This is a genomic window from Amycolatopsis xylanica (genome assembly GCF_900107045.1).
Classification (GTDB): Bacteria; Actinomycetota; Actinomycetes; order Mycobacteriales; family Pseudonocardiaceae; genus Amycolatopsis; species Amycolatopsis xylanica.
Genome location: NZ_FNON01000002.1, coordinates 1,061,781 through 1,076,509 on the forward strand (window position 1 = coordinate 1,061,781; position 14,729 = coordinate 1,076,509).

14 protein-coding genes are annotated in these 14,729 nt (G+C 67.4%); 6 read left to right on the forward strand and 8 right to left on the reverse strand.

Translation table 11 applies throughout. From position 1 onward, the window contains the following. Positions 1–174: 174 nt before the first annotated feature. The 8 genes from BLV57_RS12815 to rpmH all read right to left on the reverse strand — a co-directional run bounded on the left by BLV57_RS12815 (position 175) and on the right by rpmH (position 5,587). Entirely contained in the window at positions 175–1,176 is a 1,002-nt protein-coding gene (locus BLV57_RS12815; RefSeq protein ID WP_091288850.1) for a ParB/RepB/Spo0J family partition protein, read from the reverse strand. Beyond that, positions 1,173–2,102: a ParA family protein gene (locus BLV57_RS12820; RefSeq protein WP_091288851.1), complete on the reverse strand. Its 930-nt coding sequence runs from the start codon at positions 2,100–2,102 to the stop codon at positions 1,173–1,175. Before BLV57_RS12820 ends, BLV57_RS12815 begins: the two co-directional genes overlap by 4 nt. Positions 2,103–2,185: 83 nt before the next feature. Continuing rightward, the gene (gene rsmG, locus BLV57_RS12825; protein ID WP_091288852.1) at positions 2,186–2,848 is read right to left on the reverse strand and encodes a 16S rRNA (guanine(527)-N(7))-methyltransferase RsmG; all 663 of its coding nucleotides are present in this window, start codon (positions 2,846–2,848) and stop codon (positions 2,186–2,188) included. Between the two features lie 181 nt (positions 2,849–3,029). Continuing rightward, positions 3,030–3,596 (reverse strand): Jag family protein, encoded by a 567-nt coding sequence (locus BLV57_RS12830; protein ID WP_176968580.1) that lies wholly within the window; start codon positions 3,594–3,596, stop codon positions 3,030–3,032. A gap of 30 nt (positions 3,597–3,626) precedes the next feature. Further along, the gene (yidC, locus tag BLV57_RS12835) at positions 3,627–4,718 is read right to left on the reverse strand and encodes a membrane protein insertase YidC (protein WP_091288854.1); all 1,092 of its coding nucleotides are present in this window, start codon (positions 4,716–4,718) and stop codon (positions 3,627–3,629) included. A gap of 4 nt (positions 4,719–4,722) precedes the next feature. Beyond that, a complete protein-coding gene (gene yidD, locus BLV57_RS12840; protein ID WP_425425989.1) occupies positions 4,723–5,043 on the reverse strand; it encodes a membrane protein insertion efficiency factor YidD in 321 nt (106 codons plus the stop codon). Next, entirely contained in the window at positions 5,031–5,420 is a 390-nt protein-coding gene (gene rnpA, locus BLV57_RS12845; RefSeq protein WP_091288856.1) for a ribonuclease P protein component, read from the reverse strand. The genes yidD and rnpA overlap by 13 nt, the downstream gene beginning before the upstream one ends. Before the next feature lie 23 nt (positions 5,421–5,443). Beyond that, positions 5,444–5,587, reverse strand: a complete 144-nt coding sequence (rpmH, locus tag BLV57_RS12850) for a 50S ribosomal protein L34 (protein ID WP_091288857.1) — start codon at positions 5,585–5,587, stop codon at positions 5,444–5,446. Between the two features lie 621 nt (positions 5,588–6,208). Between rpmH and dnaA the strand changes: the two genes are divergently transcribed. The 6 genes from dnaA to gyrB all read left to right on the forward strand — a co-directional run bounded on the left by dnaA (position 6,209) and on the right by gyrB (position 14,727). Beyond that, on the forward strand, positions 6,209–7,819 hold the full coding sequence (dnaA, locus tag BLV57_RS12855) for a chromosomal replication initiator protein DnaA (protein ID WP_091288858.1): 1,611 nt from the start codon (positions 6,209–6,211) through the stop codon (positions 7,817–7,819). Between the two features lie 789 nt (positions 7,820–8,608). Then, the gene (dnaN, locus tag BLV57_RS12860) at positions 8,609–9,742 is read left to right on the forward strand and encodes a DNA polymerase III subunit beta (RefSeq protein ID WP_091288859.1); all 1,134 of its coding nucleotides are present in this window, start codon (positions 8,609–8,611) and stop codon (positions 9,740–9,742) included. Between the two features lie 34 nt (positions 9,743–9,776). Next, a complete protein-coding gene (gene gnd / locus BLV57_RS12865; RefSeq protein WP_091288860.1) occupies positions 9,777–10,667 on the forward strand; it encodes a phosphogluconate dehydrogenase (NAD(+)-dependent, decarboxylating) in 891 nt (296 codons plus the stop codon). Positions 10,668–10,677: 10 nt separating this feature from the next. After that, positions 10,678–11,835, forward strand: coding sequence for a DNA replication/repair protein RecF (gene recF, locus BLV57_RS12870; protein ID WP_091288861.1), 1,158 nt, complete (start codon positions 10,678–10,680; stop codon positions 11,833–11,835). A 263-nt stretch (positions 11,836–12,098) separates the two neighbouring features. Further along, positions 12,099–12,578 (forward strand): DciA family protein, encoded by a 480-nt coding sequence (locus BLV57_RS12875; RefSeq protein ID WP_091288862.1) that lies wholly within the window; start codon positions 12,099–12,101, stop codon positions 12,576–12,578. A 181-nt stretch (positions 12,579–12,759) separates the two neighbouring features. Continuing rightward, a complete protein-coding gene (gyrB, locus tag BLV57_RS12880) occupies positions 12,760–14,727 on the forward strand; it encodes a DNA topoisomerase (ATP-hydrolyzing) subunit B (RefSeq protein WP_091288863.1) in 1,968 nt (655 codons plus the stop codon). Positions 14,728–14,729: the final 2 nt, after the last annotated feature.

Consider the following 14,729-nt stretch of genomic DNA (forward strand, 5'->3'; position numbering starts at 1 on the left):
ACGACACGGTCGCGGAGGCCGGATTCACGGTCACCGCCCGGCTCTCGTGGGAAGAGAACCGGCCGCAAGCCGTCTTGCTCGCTCGAAAAACAGAGCGATCCTAGGGATCACCCAACGCGTTGTTCCGTCAACGGTGCGCAATTGTCACCGTGACGAAACGCCCCTGGGTGATCCCTAGTCCGTTTCCGGCGTCTGAATTGTCCCTTTTCCGTCCATGATCGAGACGATGCGCTCGAGGTCGTCGACCGACCCGAATTCGAGCACGATCCGGCCTTTGCGACGACCCAAGTCGACCTTCACGCGAGTGTCGAAGGTGTCCGAGAGGCGATCGGCCAAGTCCTGCAGCCCCGGCGCCAGCATCGGCTTGCGGGGAGCGGGCTTCGGCTTCGGCGGCTTCTCGCTCTTCTTGAGCGTGACCGCTTCTTCGGTCGCGCGGACCGACATGCCCTCCGCGACGATGCGCGCGGCGAGCTCTTCCTGACTGCCCGCGTCCTCCAACGACAGCAGCGCACGCGCGTGCCCGGCCGACAGGACGCCCGCGGCGACGCGGCGCTGAACGGGGAGGGGGAGCTTCAGGAGCCGGATCGTGTTGGTGATGACCGGGCGGCTGCGGCCGATCCGGCTGGCGAGCTCCTCGTGCGTCACGGCGAACTCGTCGAGCAGCTGCTGATACGCGGCCGCTTCTTCGAGCGGGTTCAGCTGCACGCGGTGGATGTTCTCCAGCAGCGCGTCGCGCAGCATCGACTCGTCGGCGGTCTGCCGGACGATCGCCGGGATGAACTCGAGCTCCGCCTGCTGCGACGCACGCATGCGCCGCTCGCCCATGACGAGCTCGTACTCCTCGCCGGGAAGCTCACGGACCACGATGGGCTGCATGAGCCCGAACTCGCGGATCGAATGCTCCAGCTCGGCGAGCGCCTCCTCGTCGAAGACCTGGCGCGGCTGCTTCGGGTTCGGCTTGATGGAGCTGAGCGGGATCTCGCGGTAGACCGCTCCCGCCACCTCGCCGCCGTTGGCCGACCCGGCGTTGGCGGCCGCGCGCGTCTTGTCGGCCTCACGGAGAACCGCCTCGGAGGCGACGCCGTTGCCGCCCGCCGCGGGCGGGGCACCGGGCGCCGGTCCCGTCGGGATCAGCGCCGCGAGCCCCCTGCCGAGACCTCCCCTGCGTTCGGTCACAACGTCCCCTCCTTCTTACCGTTCACCGTGCCGCGGTTGGCCAGCTCCTTGGCCGCGTCGATGTAGCTCATGGCGCCGCGGGAGCCGGGGTCGTAGGCGAGGACCGTCTGGCCGTAGCCGGGCGCCTCGGAGACCTTCACACTGCGCGGGATGACCGTCTTGAGGACCGTGTCACCGAAGTGATTCCGGACCTCCTGCGTCACCTGGTCGGCCAGCTTGGTCCGGCCGTCGTACATGGTGAGCAGAATCGTGGAGACCTCGAGATCGGGATTGAGGTGCTTCTGGACGAGCTCGATGTTGCTCAGCAGCTGCCCCAGACCCTCCAGCGCGTAGTACTCGCACTGGATCGGAATGAGCACCTCCTGCGCGGCGACCATCGCGTTGACGGTCAGCAGGCCAAGCGAGGGCGGGCAGTCGATGAAGACGTAGTCGACGCCGATCTCGTCGAGCACCTCGGACGAGAGCGCCTCCTTGAGCCGGGACTCACGGGAGACCATCGAGACGAGCTCGATCTCGGCGCCGGCGAGGTCGATCGTGGCGGGGACGCAGAAGAGGTTGGGGGACTGCTCGCTGACCGCGGCAGCCTCGGCGAGGGAGACCTCGCCGATGAGCACCTCATAGATGGAGGGGGTGCCGGAGCGGTGCTCGACGTCGAGCGCCGTGCTGGCGTTCCCCTGGGGGTCCAGGTCGATCACGAGTGTCTTGAGTCCGTGCACCGCGAGGGCGGCGGCCAGGTTGACCGTGCTGGTCGTCTTGCCGACGCCACCCTTCTGGTTGGCGACGGTCATGACGCGGCGGCGGTCAGGGCGGGGGAGCGTGTTCGCCTTGGGGTGGAGCACGCTCGCGGCGCGCACTGCTTCCTCGGCGATCGGCGTCCAGCCCAACTCGTGGCCGGTGCTCGCGGAGTCTGACGACGGCGGGTTCACCGGTCTAGACACCTCCTCTTGTTCTTGACGACTAGGGGGACGAACCGCGTGTGTTTCACGTGGAACATGACGCGGCTGGGGCCTTACTTCTTGCCTTTTCGTCGAGCAGGAGCGGGGAGCCGCGGGATCACGACCACCAAGCTGGGCACCTCCAGCACGCCAGTGCCGACCTCGAAGAGCTCGGGCGTACCGCCACCGGAACGCCGCACGGCGTCCCGATCCCGCTCGATCTCCTCCGCGGCGCTCGCGCCCTTCAGCGCCAGCAGGATGCCCTCGGGACGCGCTAGCGGCAGGCACCATCCGGCGAGCTTGGCGAGCGGAGCGACCGCACGAGCGGTGACCACGTCGGCGCCGCCGAGATCGGCACGCACCTGTCGCTCCTCCGCGCGGCCTCGCACGATGGTGATGGGAAGGTCCAACTTGTCAGCCACCTCGGCGAGCCATTCGACCCGGCGAGCCATCGGCTCCAGAAGAACGATATCGAGGTCCGGTCGCGCGATCGCGAGCGGCACTCCGGGAAGGCCGGCTCCGGACCCGACATCGACCACCCGAGCGCCCTTCGGCACGCGCTCGCCGATCACCGCCGAGTTGAGCACGTGGCGCTCCCACAGCCGGTCGACTTCCCTCGGGCCGATCAGCCCGCGCTCCACCCCATGCACCCGGAGCAGTTCCACGTAGGCCTCGGCTTGGTCGATGCGGTCACCGAAGACCGTGCGCGCCGCGACGGCGACGCTGTCCAAGCTCACTGAATGACTCCTCAACGCCCGCACGTTTCACGTGAAACGTGCTTCGTTCGATTGTCCCTGATGCTTGGTTTCACGTGAAACGCCACGCGTGTAATTCGCCGGGCATCTCACAGATCCGACCCTCGCGCACAAAAAAGCGGCCCGCCGGATCACTCCGGCGGGCCGCTCTCAGTACTCCGCGTCAGGCGGGGGAGACCACCACACGACGCTTCGGGTCTTCGCCCTCGCTCTCGCTGCGAACGCCGTCGACGGCCGCGACCGCGTCGTGGACGACCTTGCGCTCGAACGGGCTCATCGGCTGGAGCCGCACGCGCTCGCCGGTCTCGATGACCGTCTGCGCGGTGGAGCGGCCGAGCTCGCGAAGCTCCTCGCGGCGGTCGGCGCGCCAGCCCGCGATGTCCAGCATCAGGCGGCTGCGCGAGCCGGTCTCCTGCTGGACCGCGAGCCGGGTCAGCTCCTGCAACGCCTCGAGCACCGTGCCACGGGGGCCGACGAGCTTCTCGAGATCCTCGCCACCGTCGATGCTGACGATCGCGCGGCCGGCTTCGACGTCGAGGTCGATGTCGCCGTCGTAGTCCAGAAGGTCCAGCAGTCGCTCGAGGTAGTCCCCGGCGATGTCGCCTTCCTTGACCAAGGTGTCGTCGTCGACCGCCGCCGACTTCTGTCCCTTGGCCGCCGTCTCCTCGGTCGCCTCCGAAGGTGCGGCGTCGTTCTGCTCGGCGTCGATCGTGTCGACCGTCTCCGACATCATTCGTCTCCTCTCAAGGCCTCGGCAGCGTCAGCGACGCTTGCGGCCCGACTTCTTCGTTGAGTCCGTGTCGAGGCTGGGGATCGCCGTGCCGTTCTTGGTCTTCTCGGCGTCCGTGCCCGAATCCTTGCTGCCGTTCTTGGCCGCGGAACCGCTCTGCGCGAAACCGTGGGGGGAGCCCGCCTTGGCCACCTTGCTCGGCTGGCCGGCGTTGCGCTGCGTCTTCTTCTGCTGAACCGGCTTCTGGCCGACGGCCGGCTTCTGCCCCGGCTTGGGGCCGAGCGCGGTGCGCTTCTCGATGGCCTCGGCCTTCTTCGCCTCTTCTTCCTTGTCGATCTTCGTGTAGACGAGGCGCTGCTGCATCAGGGTCCAGCCGTTGTTCGCCAGCCAGTAGAAGAGGAGGCCGAGCGGGAACAGCGCACCGAACACGAGCACACCGAGCGGGAAGATGTACATCGTCAGCTTGTTCATCATCGCGGTCTGCGGGGTCGCCGAATCGGGGTTCTGGCGGGCGACCGAGTGCCGCGCGGTCAGGTGCGTCGCGATGCTGGCGACGATCATCAGCGGGATCGCGACGGGGGCGACGTGCCAGTGGAAGCCGCTCGAGGCCTGAGCTCCGCTGACCACGCTGACGCCGTTGTAGATGGCCTCGCCGAGGTTGACGCCGAACAGCTTCGCGTTGACGTACGACTCGACGCCCGCCCCGCTGAAGAAGTAGTTCTCGGTCTTCGGCATGCCGGGGTGCACCGGGTTGACCGTGAACATCCGGAGCACGTGGTTCAGGCCGATGAAGACCGGGATCTGCAGCAGCATCGGCAGGCAGGAGCCGAGCGGGTTGACGCCGTGCTCCTTCTGGAGCTTCTGCATCTCCATCGCCTGCCGCTGGCGATCGTTCGCGTACTTCTTCTGGACCTTCTTCATCTCCGGCGCGAAGTCCTGCATCTTCTTCATCGACCGGACCTGGTTCACGAACGGCTTGAACATGATGCCGCGGACGGTGAACGTCAGGAAGATGATCGCGAGGATCCAGGAGATCGCGTTGGCTTCGCCGAAGACAAGCCCGAAGACCTTGTGCCAACACCACAGGATGAAGGACACGGGGTAGTAGATGAAGTCGAGCACTGAACTACTCCTCGATTGGTGTTTCAGGTCTTGGGGCGCGCCGCCAGGAGAACTTCTCCGGCACGGGGTCGCGGCCCGGCGGTGTCCACGGGCCACAGCGCAGCAGCCGTCGCGCCGCGAGATAGGAGCCGCGGCCCGCGCCGTGCCGGGTGAGCGCTTCCACCGCGTACGCGCTGCAGCTCGGATAGAAGCGGCAGGCCGGTGGGAAGAAGGGAGAGATCACTTTCCGGTAGAACTTGATGGGCAGCAACAGGACCCACGCGACCGGGCCGGGCTTGGCCGGGTCCCGCGTGGTGGCAGCCTCAGTTTCGTTCACACCGGTGATCCGTCGTTGTTGTCGGCGCCGTGGTTCTGTCGCAGCAGGCCGAGCCGCCGCAGTGAAGCGTCGAGATCCGAGCCGAGTTCCGCGCTGGTGGCGTCCGCGGCCGGGGGTAAGGCCCGTATGACCAACGAGCAGCCGGCAGGCAGTGTTCCGAGCCGTGCCGAAACGAGATGACGGAGTCGCCTGGTCACCCGGTGGCGGACCACCGAATTACCAACGGCCTTGCTCACCACAAAACCCGCCCGGGCGCCATCGGGCTGCCCTGGCGGGTCTGTGGTCAGTGCGTGCACGACGAGGCGGCGCTTGCCAGCGCGGACTCCGCGCCGCATCACGATGCGGAAGTCCTCGCCACGCCGAAGGCGGGCGGCAGCAGGCAACACGGCGCGCCTCGACGACGGCCGGATCAGGCGGACAGGGCCTCGCGGCCCTTGCGGCGGCGGGCGGCCAGAATGGCGCGGCCCGCACGGGTCCGCATCCGCAGCCGGAACCCGTGGGTCTTCGCGCGGCGGCGGTTGTTCGGCTGGAAGGTGCGCTTACCCTTGCTCACGGCTCAAGTTCTCCTGGTCTCGACAGTGGGTCGCCTGTTGCTTTGACCGGCAACCGGCGTGTCGTACCTGTCGGCACGGCAGTCTGTGGTGTCTCCTACCAACGTGTGGCGTCGTAGCTCGAAGTGACGACTTCGTGGGCGCACGAAACGCACCCGCCGAAAGCGGGAGACCTTACGAGGGTACGCACCCGCTTCGGGGGAGCTGGAACCGCCCCCTCGACCACGCACCGCGACCAGGCATAAGAGCAGGCCACGCCGGGTGCGGGACACCGAATGGCAACACGCCGTGCACCGTGAAATGCTTGCGCCCAACGATGACTTGTGGCAGGACGCGGCGCTTGTTAGCGTGGCCCCTCTCACAGTCACCGGTCCAGGTGCGCAGAATATGTGGTCGCCGTAGCCGACGTGCTTCCGGCGCCGACGTCGAACCCGCGGGTGGAGCCGTGGCGGGTCGCCGTACATTAGTGCACAGCTGTGGACAACTATGTGGATACCTGCTGCGCCGGTGAGCATATCGGTCCAAGATGAGACTCCATTAGGTGGTCTCTCACCATCAGCCGAGTGATGACCAGTGCGTTCAGCGTCGCTTCAGGGGGCGACGAGGGGAGGGGAGCCGAGTAGGTGTCCGAACACCAGTACAACCTGGGGGTCATCTGGGAACAGGTGGTCCGCGAGCTCTCCGAGGGCACCCTTTCCCCGCAGCAACGTGCGTGGATGCGCGTGACCAGGCCGATCGGCCTGCTCGACGGCACCGCACTGCTGGCCGCTCCGAGCGACTTCGCCAAGGAGGCGATCGAGCGCGCGCTCCGCGGCGCCATCACCGAGGCGCTCTCCCGCAGGCTCGGCCGCCAGGTCTCGCTCGCGGTGAAGGTCGACAGCACCGAAACGGTCTCCAGCACCCCGCCGCCGTCGCCCGAACCCCGCTATTCGGCCTCACCCGGTCGGGGGGAATCCATCGGCAGGGAGAACGGCAGCCGCACGCTCCCCGAGGCGCCGCCCCAGCTCGATGAGGAAGTCGTCTATCCGCCAACGCGTCATCTCGTCGAGCAGACGAAGCTCGCCGACACCGAAGACGATGACGAAGAGGTCGACGAAGAAGGCGAAGCGCTCGGCACGGTCCGGGAGATCTGGCCGACCTTCTCCGGCCGCCCCGTCGCCGGCCAGCCGTACACCGCGCCCGCCCAGCCGCAGACGTCGAAGACCCGGCTGAACGAGAAGTACACCTTCGACACGTTCGTCATCGGCGCGTCGAACCGCTTCGCGCACGCCGCCTCGGTCGCGGTCGCCGAAGCGCCGTCCCGCGCCTACAACCCGCTCTTCATCTGGGGCGAATCGGGACTGGGCAAGACTCACCTGCTGCACGCGGTCGGTCACTACGCGCAGCGGCTGTTCCCCGGCATGCGCGTGCGGTACGTGTCGACGGAGGAATTCACCAACGACTTCATCAACTCGCTGCGAGACGACCGCAAGGTCGCGTTCCAGCGCCGCTACCGCGACATCGACATCCTGCTCGTCGACGACATCCAGTTCCTGGAAGGAAAAGAAGGTACGCAGGAAGAGTTCTTCCACACCTTCAACACCCTCCACAACGCGAACAAGCAGATCGTCGTCTCCTCCGACCGCCCGCCGAAACGTCTCGAGACGCTGGAAGACCGGCTGCGCACGCGGTTCGAGTGGGGCCTGATCACCGACATCCAGCCGCCGGAACTCGAGACGCGTATCGCGATCCTCCGTAAGAAGGCCGCGCAGGACCGGCTCGACGCACCCGGTGACGTACTGGAGTTCATCGCCGCGCGCGTCGAGGCGAACATCCGCGAGCTCGAAGGCGCGCTCATCCGCGTCACCGCGTTCGCCTCGCTCAACCAGCAGCCGGTGGACATCGGGCTCGCCGAGATCGTGTTGCGGGATCTGATCCCCGACTCGCATGCGCCCGAGATCACCGCGCCGACCATCATGGGCGCCACGGCCGAGTTCTTCGACGTGACGCTCGACGATCTGTGCGGGCCTGGCAAGACGAAGGCGCTCGCCACCGCGCGGCAGATCGCGATGTACCTCTGCCGCGAGCTGACGGACATGTCTCTGCCGAAGATCGGGCAGACCTTCGGCGGCCGCGACCACACCACGGTCATGCACGCGGACAAGAAGATCCGCAAGGAAATGGCCGAGCGGCGCCGGATCTACGATCAGGTGCAGGAGCTGACGTCGCGCATCAAGCAGCGCGCGAGGCAGTAGCCGCTTCTTAAGCCCTCAGAAACGCCCCGCCCGGGAATCCGGCGGGGCGTTTCTCATGTGCGAGGAAAACTTCCTTATATACAAGGACTGTGGATGGCCTGTGCGCTCGTCATCGGACTTTTTGTTTGTACACAAGGGAAAATCCCCATGGTGTGCGTAGTTGCCCCACAGGCCCGGAGATCTCCCAACAGCGGCAACGCGAAACGCTCCACAGACCGTCCACAGTGCATCCACAGGCAATCCACACCATGATCCACACGGATTCCCCAGGCAGTCCACATGCTGTACACACCTGTCGCGTGTCACCCGCACGAGCGATTCACGTCACGGAAAGCGCCTCGTGACATCCCCAGCGCCTGGGTACAAGTCCGTCCACGACTGGGGACAACCATGGGGATAACTGTGGATTCCTGTGGACGGTCACGTGGCACCTTCAAACCATCCACGGATCGCCCGATCTGTCCACGGGCCGCGCACACCGCCCGTCCACACCGCCGCGACTACCAGGAGCTGCACGGATGGCACCTGTCCACACAATCCACAACGCTTACTACTACTGCTGTTCATAAATCTCTTGAAGAAGAACAAAAGATAAAAACAAGCGGCGGACGAGATTGGGGACAGCTCGAGGTTCGTGGCGACATGTCGACAAAGACATGGCCGGGCCGAGGTGACGCAGCCCTCGGCGACGGCCTAACGTGGGTGGCCCACACCTGGTCCATCGCCGCTTCGGACCTCAGGTGCTCTTCTCGGGCCTGCACCGGGCTCGGCTGTCGAAAGGAAGCGCGCATGAAGATCCGCGTCGAGCGTGACGGGCTCGCCGACGCCGTCGCGTGGGTCGCTCGAAGCCTGCCGTCCCGGCCTCCCGTCCCAGTACTGGGCGGTGTGCTGCTCGACGCCGGTTCGGAAGGTGGCAGTGACGCGCTGACCGTTTCCGGCTTCGACTACGAGGTCTCGGCCACGGTCGGTGTCCCCGCGACGATCGCCGACGGCGGCCGCCTGCTGGTCTCCGGCCGTCTGCTGGCCGACATCACCAAGGCGCTGCCCGCGCAGCCGGTCGAGATCGCCGTCGACGGCGCCCGCGCTTCCATCACCTGTGGCAACGCCCGGTTCTCCCTGCCGACCATGCCGGTCGAGGACTACCCGCAGCTGCCGGCCCAGCCCGCCTTCGCCGGTGAGCTCGCAGGCGACGCGTTCGGCCAGGCCGTCTCGCAGGTCGCGGTCGCGGCGGGCAAGGACGACACCCTGCCGATGCTGACCGGCATGCGGCTGGAGATCTCCGGCGACAAGCTGACCCTCGTCGCGACCGACCGCTTCCGGCTCGCCATGCGCGAGTTCACCTGGAACCCGGCCGACGGCCTCTCCGACGCCGCGGTGCTCGTGCCCGCGCGCACGCTCGCCGAGGCCGCCAAGTCGCTCGGCTCCGGCGGCGCGACCATCTCGCTCGCGCTCGCCAGTGGCGAGGGCCTGCTCGGCCTGACCGGCTCCGGCCGCTCGACCACCACCCGGCTGCTCGACGCCGAGTTCCCGCCGTACCGGCAGCTGCTGCCCGCGCAGCACTCGTCGCGCGCGGTGATCGGCGTGTCCGCGCTGGCCGACGCCATCAAGCGCGTTTCGCTCGTCGCCGAGCGGGGCACCCAGGTCCGGCTGGAGTTCGACGACGGCACGCTGCGGCTCTCGGCCGGTGGCGACGACGAAGGCAGCGCCGAAGAGGAGCTGCAGGTCGATTACGAGGGCGAGCCGGTGACCATCGCGTTCAACCCCGGTTACCTCGTCGACGGCCTCGGCGCGTTGCACGCCGACCGCGCGGAGCTGACGTTCACCACGCCGAACCGTCCGGCGCTGATCAAGCCTGCCGACGAGAACGGCGACCTGATCCCGGGCTACCTCTACCTGCTGATGCCGGTCCGCCTGCCCGGCTGACCCGACAATTTTCGTTACCTACCAAGGGGAACTCATGGTGCAGCTAGGTCTGATCGGCCTCGGCAAGATGGGCTTCAACATGCGCGAGCGGCTGCGCGCCGCCGGCATCGAGGTGGTCGGCTACGACCGCAACCCCGAGGTCACCGACTCGACCTCGCTCGAGGACATGGTGTCCAAACTGGACGGTCCGAGGATCGTCTGGATCATGGTGCCCGCCGGTGACCCGACGCGGCAGACGGTCGTCGAACTGAGCAACATCCTCGCCGAGGGCGACATGGTCATCGACGGCGGCAACTCGAAGTACACCGACGACAAGGTCAATGCGGATCTGTTGGCCGCCAAGGGAATCGGGTACGTCGACGCCGGTGTCTCCGGTGGGGTGTGGGGCAAGGACAACGGGTACGGCCTGATGGTCGGCGGCGCGCCCGCCGACGTCGAGCGCGCGATGCCGATCTTCGACGCGTTGCGCCCGGACGGCCCGCGCGAGGAAGGCTTCTCGCACGCGGGCTCGGTCGGCGCCGGTCACTACGCCAAGATGATCCACAACGGCATCGAGTACGGCATGATGCAGGCCTTCGCCGAGGGCTTCGAGCTGCTCGAAGCCTCGAAGGTCGTCGAGAACGTGCCCGCGGTGATCACCGGCTGGCAGCGCGGCACCGTCGTCCGGTCCTGGCTGCTCGACCTGCTCGTCCGCGCGCTCGACGAGGACCCGGAGCTCGACGACCTCGAGGGCTACGTCGAGGATTCCGGCGAAGGCCGGTGGACGCTCGAAGAGGCCATCGACCACGCGGTGCCCGCGCCGGTCATCTCGGCCGCGCTGTTCGCCAGGTTCGCCTCGCGGCAGGAGGACTCGCCCGCGATGCGCGCGGTCGCCGCGCTGCGCAACCAGTTCGGCGGGCACGCGGTGAAGAAGGTCGGCGGCTAACCCGCCCGGCGTGTACCTCAGACATCTCCAGGTCACCGACTTCCGGTCGTGGCCGCATGCCGATCTGCCGCTCGAGCCCGGTCCGACCGTGCTCGTGGGGCAGAACGGCCGGGGCAAGACGAACCTGCTCGAAGCCATCGGGTACGTCGCCACGCTCGGCTCGCATCGCGTCGCCACCGACGCGCCGCTGATCCGGTACGGCTGTGAGCGTGCGCTGATCAGGGTCGCGGTCGTCAACGACGATCGCGAGCTGACGGTCGAGCTCGAGGTCACCGCGGGCCGGGCCAACCGCGCGCGGGTGAACCGGGGCGCGGTCGGCAAGCCGCGTGACGTGCTGGGCATCCTGCGCACGGTGCTGTTCTCGCCGGAGGATCTCGCGCTCGTGCGCGGCGACCCCGGCGAGCGGCGCCGGTTCCTCGATGACCTGCTCGTCCAACGCGCGCCGCGCTTCGCCGGCGTGCGGGCTGACTACGAGAAGGTGCTTAAGCAGCGCAATGCCCTTCTTAAGACAGCGGGCAAGCGGAAGGGCACGGGTCGCGAAGACCCGTACGCGCTTTCGACGCTCGAAGTCTGGGACAACCACCTCGCCGCGGCCGGCGCGCAGCTGCTCGCGGCGCGGCTGAACCTCGTCGCGGATCTAGGTCCGCACGCGGCCGCCGCGTACATGGGCGTCGCGCCGGACTCGAGACCGGCGAAGATCGCCTACAAGTCGAGTCTCGGCGAAGCGCTGCCTTCGGCGTACGGCGTGCCGGACGGCGAGCGCGCGGACCCCGAGACGCTGGCCGGGTTGCTGACCCAGGCGATGGCCGACTCGCGCAAGGCCGAGCTCGAACGTGGGATCAGCCTGGTCGGGCCGCATCGCGACGAGCTGGAGCTGATCCTGGGTCAGATGCCGGCGAAGGGCTACGCGAGCCATGGGGAGTCCTGGTCGTTCGCGCTCGCGTTGCGACTGGGAAGCTATGAGCTTCTGCGTGGCGAAGCGGGTGAACCGGTGTTGTTGCTCGATGATGTCTTCGCGGAACTGGATCGCCGTCGCCGTTCGCGGCTGGCGGAGGTCGCGGCCGGCGCCGAGCAGGTGCTCGTGACGGCCGCTGTGGAAGAGGACGTGCCCGCGGAACTGGCCGGTCGCCGGTTCAAAGTGGCTGATGGCGAGCTCACGAGTGGATGAGTTGGCCGGTTTCGCCACGCCGGGTGATCACGTCCCCGACGTTTACCCACCGATCTGGGGACAAACCTGTGGATAGTGTGGATAACACCGGGAATGAGTTATGGCCCGGCGTGACCAAAGGGCCAGATAGGACGCTTGACTTAACCCACACGGGCGAGAGGTCCGCCAAGTCGCCGGGTTCGCGTACGCAGGGTGACAAATCCGCTGCGCCGAACGGGGCGGAGCCGGAGCGGTCCCCCGGACGTGATCTTGTTCAGGCCGCTTTGGAAGCCGCCCGTGAGAAAGCCAAGGCCCGCGGGGTGTCCCCAGGCACCCGTAAACCCCGTGTGGGTGGCTCGGGCGGCCAGAGTCCGCGCCGTCGTCGCTGGTCAGGGCCGGGCGCCGACGCCCGCGACCCGCAGCCGCTCGGCAGGCTGGCCTCGCGGATCGCGATGGAGCACGGCTGGAACACCAGGTTGTCCACCGGGCAGGTCTTCGGGCAGTGGGGAAAACTCGTCGGCGAGGACGTCGCCGAGCATGCCCAGCCGGTCGCGCTGAAGGACGGCGAACTGACCGTTCGCGCGAGTTCCACCGCCTGGGCGACCCAGCTGCGGTTGCTGCAGGGGCAGCTTCTCGCGAAGATCGCCGCAGGTGTCGGCCACGGCGTCGTCAAGCGGATGCGGATACAGGGGCCGACCGCGCCGAGCTGGCGCAAAGGGTTGCGCCACGTGCCAGGACGTGGTCCGCGCGACACTTACGGCTGACAGACTTCAGTGCGCCGAGACGCCTCGACTTGACACTGAGCTACAACCGGAGTCGGTCAAGGGCAAGTTCGTGCGCCTGTGAGGAAAATAGAGGTGTCCTTGCCGCATGCCTGCGGACGCGGCCAAGTAGGATGTGGGTAGAGAACGTCCTACTCGGGCGAGACGAGGAGATTCAGCGCCGGTGACAGAGAACAAGAGCGAGTACAACGCGTCATCCATCACCGTGCTCGAAGGCCTCGAAGCGGTCCGTAAGCGCCCTGGCATGTACATCGGTTCCACCGGTGAACGCGGCCTGCACCACCTCGTCCAAGAGGTCGTGGACAACTCCGTCGACGAGGCGATGGCCGGGTATGCCACCAAGGTAGAGGTTACCCTCCTCGCCGACGGCGGGGTCAGGGTCGTCGACGACGGCCGCGGCATCCCGGTCGGCATGCACCCCACCGAGGGCAAGCCGACCATGGAGGTCGTACTCACCCAGCTGCACGCGGGCGGCAAGTTCGACAGCGACTCGTACGCGGTGTCCGGTGGCCTGCACGGCGTCGGCATCTCCGTGGTCAACGCGCTGTCCACCAAGCTGCTCGCCGAGGTGAAGACCGACGGCCGGAGCTGGCGTCAGCTCTACACCGACCAGGTGCCCGGCGAGCTGGAAGACCTCGCGCCCGCCACGGACACCGGCACCACGATCACCTTCTGGCCAGACGGCTCGATCTTCGAAACCACGACCTTCAACTTCGAGACCATCTCGCGCCGCCTGCAGGAGATGGCGTTCCTCAACAAGGGACTCACCATCTCGCTGCGCGACGAGCGGGTCGCCGACGAGGAGACCGAGGCCGACGCCGAGGGCAAGCAGGCGCGGGTCAAGGAGAAGGTCTACTGCTACCCGGGTGGGCTCGAGGACTTCGTCAAGCACATCAACGGCAGCAAGGACCCGATCCACAAGAACGTGATCGCGTTCGACGCCAAGGGCACCGGCCTCGAGGTCGAGGTCGCGATGCAGTGGAACGACGGGTTCACCCCGTCCGTGTACACCTTCGCCAACACGATCAACACGCATGAGGGCGGCACCCACGAAGAGGGCTTCCGCGCCGCGCTGACCCGCGTCGTCAACGCGTACGCGCGCGACAAGAAGCTGCTCAAGGAGAAGGACGCCAACCTGACCGGTGACGATGTGCGCGAGGGTCTCGCCGCGATCGTCTCGATCAAGCTGGCCGAGCCGCAGTTCGAGGGCCAGACCAAGACCAAGCTGGGCAACAGCGAGGCCAAGACGTTCGTGCAGCAGACCTCGAACGAATGGCTCGGGCACTGGTTCGAGGCCAACCCGGCCGAGGCCAAGACGATCATCAACAAGTCGATCTCGTCGGCGCAGGCGCGGATGGCCGCCCGCAAGGCGCGTGACCTGGTCCGCCGCAAGGGCGCGCTGGAGATCGGCGGCCTGCCCGGCAAGCTGAAGGACTGCCGCTCCACCAACCCGGAGGAGTGCGAGCTCTACATCGTCGAGGGTGACTCGGCGGGCGGCTCGGCCAAGGAGGGCCGGGACTCGATGTACCAGGCGATCCTGCCGATCCGAGGCAAGATCATCAACGTCGAGAAGGCCCGTATCGACCGGGTGCTCAAGAACACCGAGGTCCAGTCGCTGATCACCGCGCTGGGCACCGGCATCCACGACGAGTTCGACATCAGCAAGCTGCGCTATCACAAGATCGTGCTGATGGCCGACGCCGACGTCGACGGCCAGCACATCACCACGCTGCTGCTGACCCTGCTCTTCCGGTTCATGACCCCGCTGATCGAGCACGGCCACGTGTTCCTCTCGCGGCCGCCGCTGTACAAGATCAAGTGGCCGCGCACGGACCCGGAGTACGCCTACTCCGACCGTGAGCGCGACGCGGTCATCCAGGCCGGTGTCGAGGCGGGCAAGAAGCTGCCGAAGGACGACGCGATCCAGCGGTACAAGGGTCTCGGCGAGATGAACGCCGAGGAGCTGTGGGAGACCACCATGGACCCGGCCAACCGCCTGCTGGGCCAGGTGACCCTCGACGACGCGGCGCAGGCCGACGACCTGTTCTCCGTGCTGATGGGCGAGGACGTCGAGGCGCGCCGCTCGTTCATCACCCGAAACGCCAAGGACGTTCGCTTCCTGGACGTGTAGTC

Coding starts and splice junctions, on each gene's coding strand:
- BLV57_RS12830 (WP_176968580.1), bottom strand. CDS start 3,596: ATGTCGGAGACGGTCGACACGATCGACGCCGAGCAGAACGACGCCGCA.
- dnaN (WP_091288859.1), top strand. CDS start 8,609: ATGAAGATCCGCGTCGAGCGTGACGGGCTCGCCGACGCCGTCGCGTGG.
- gnd (WP_091288860.1), top strand. CDS start 9,777: ATGGTGCAGCTAGGTCTGATCGGCCTCGGCAAGATGGGCTTCAACATG.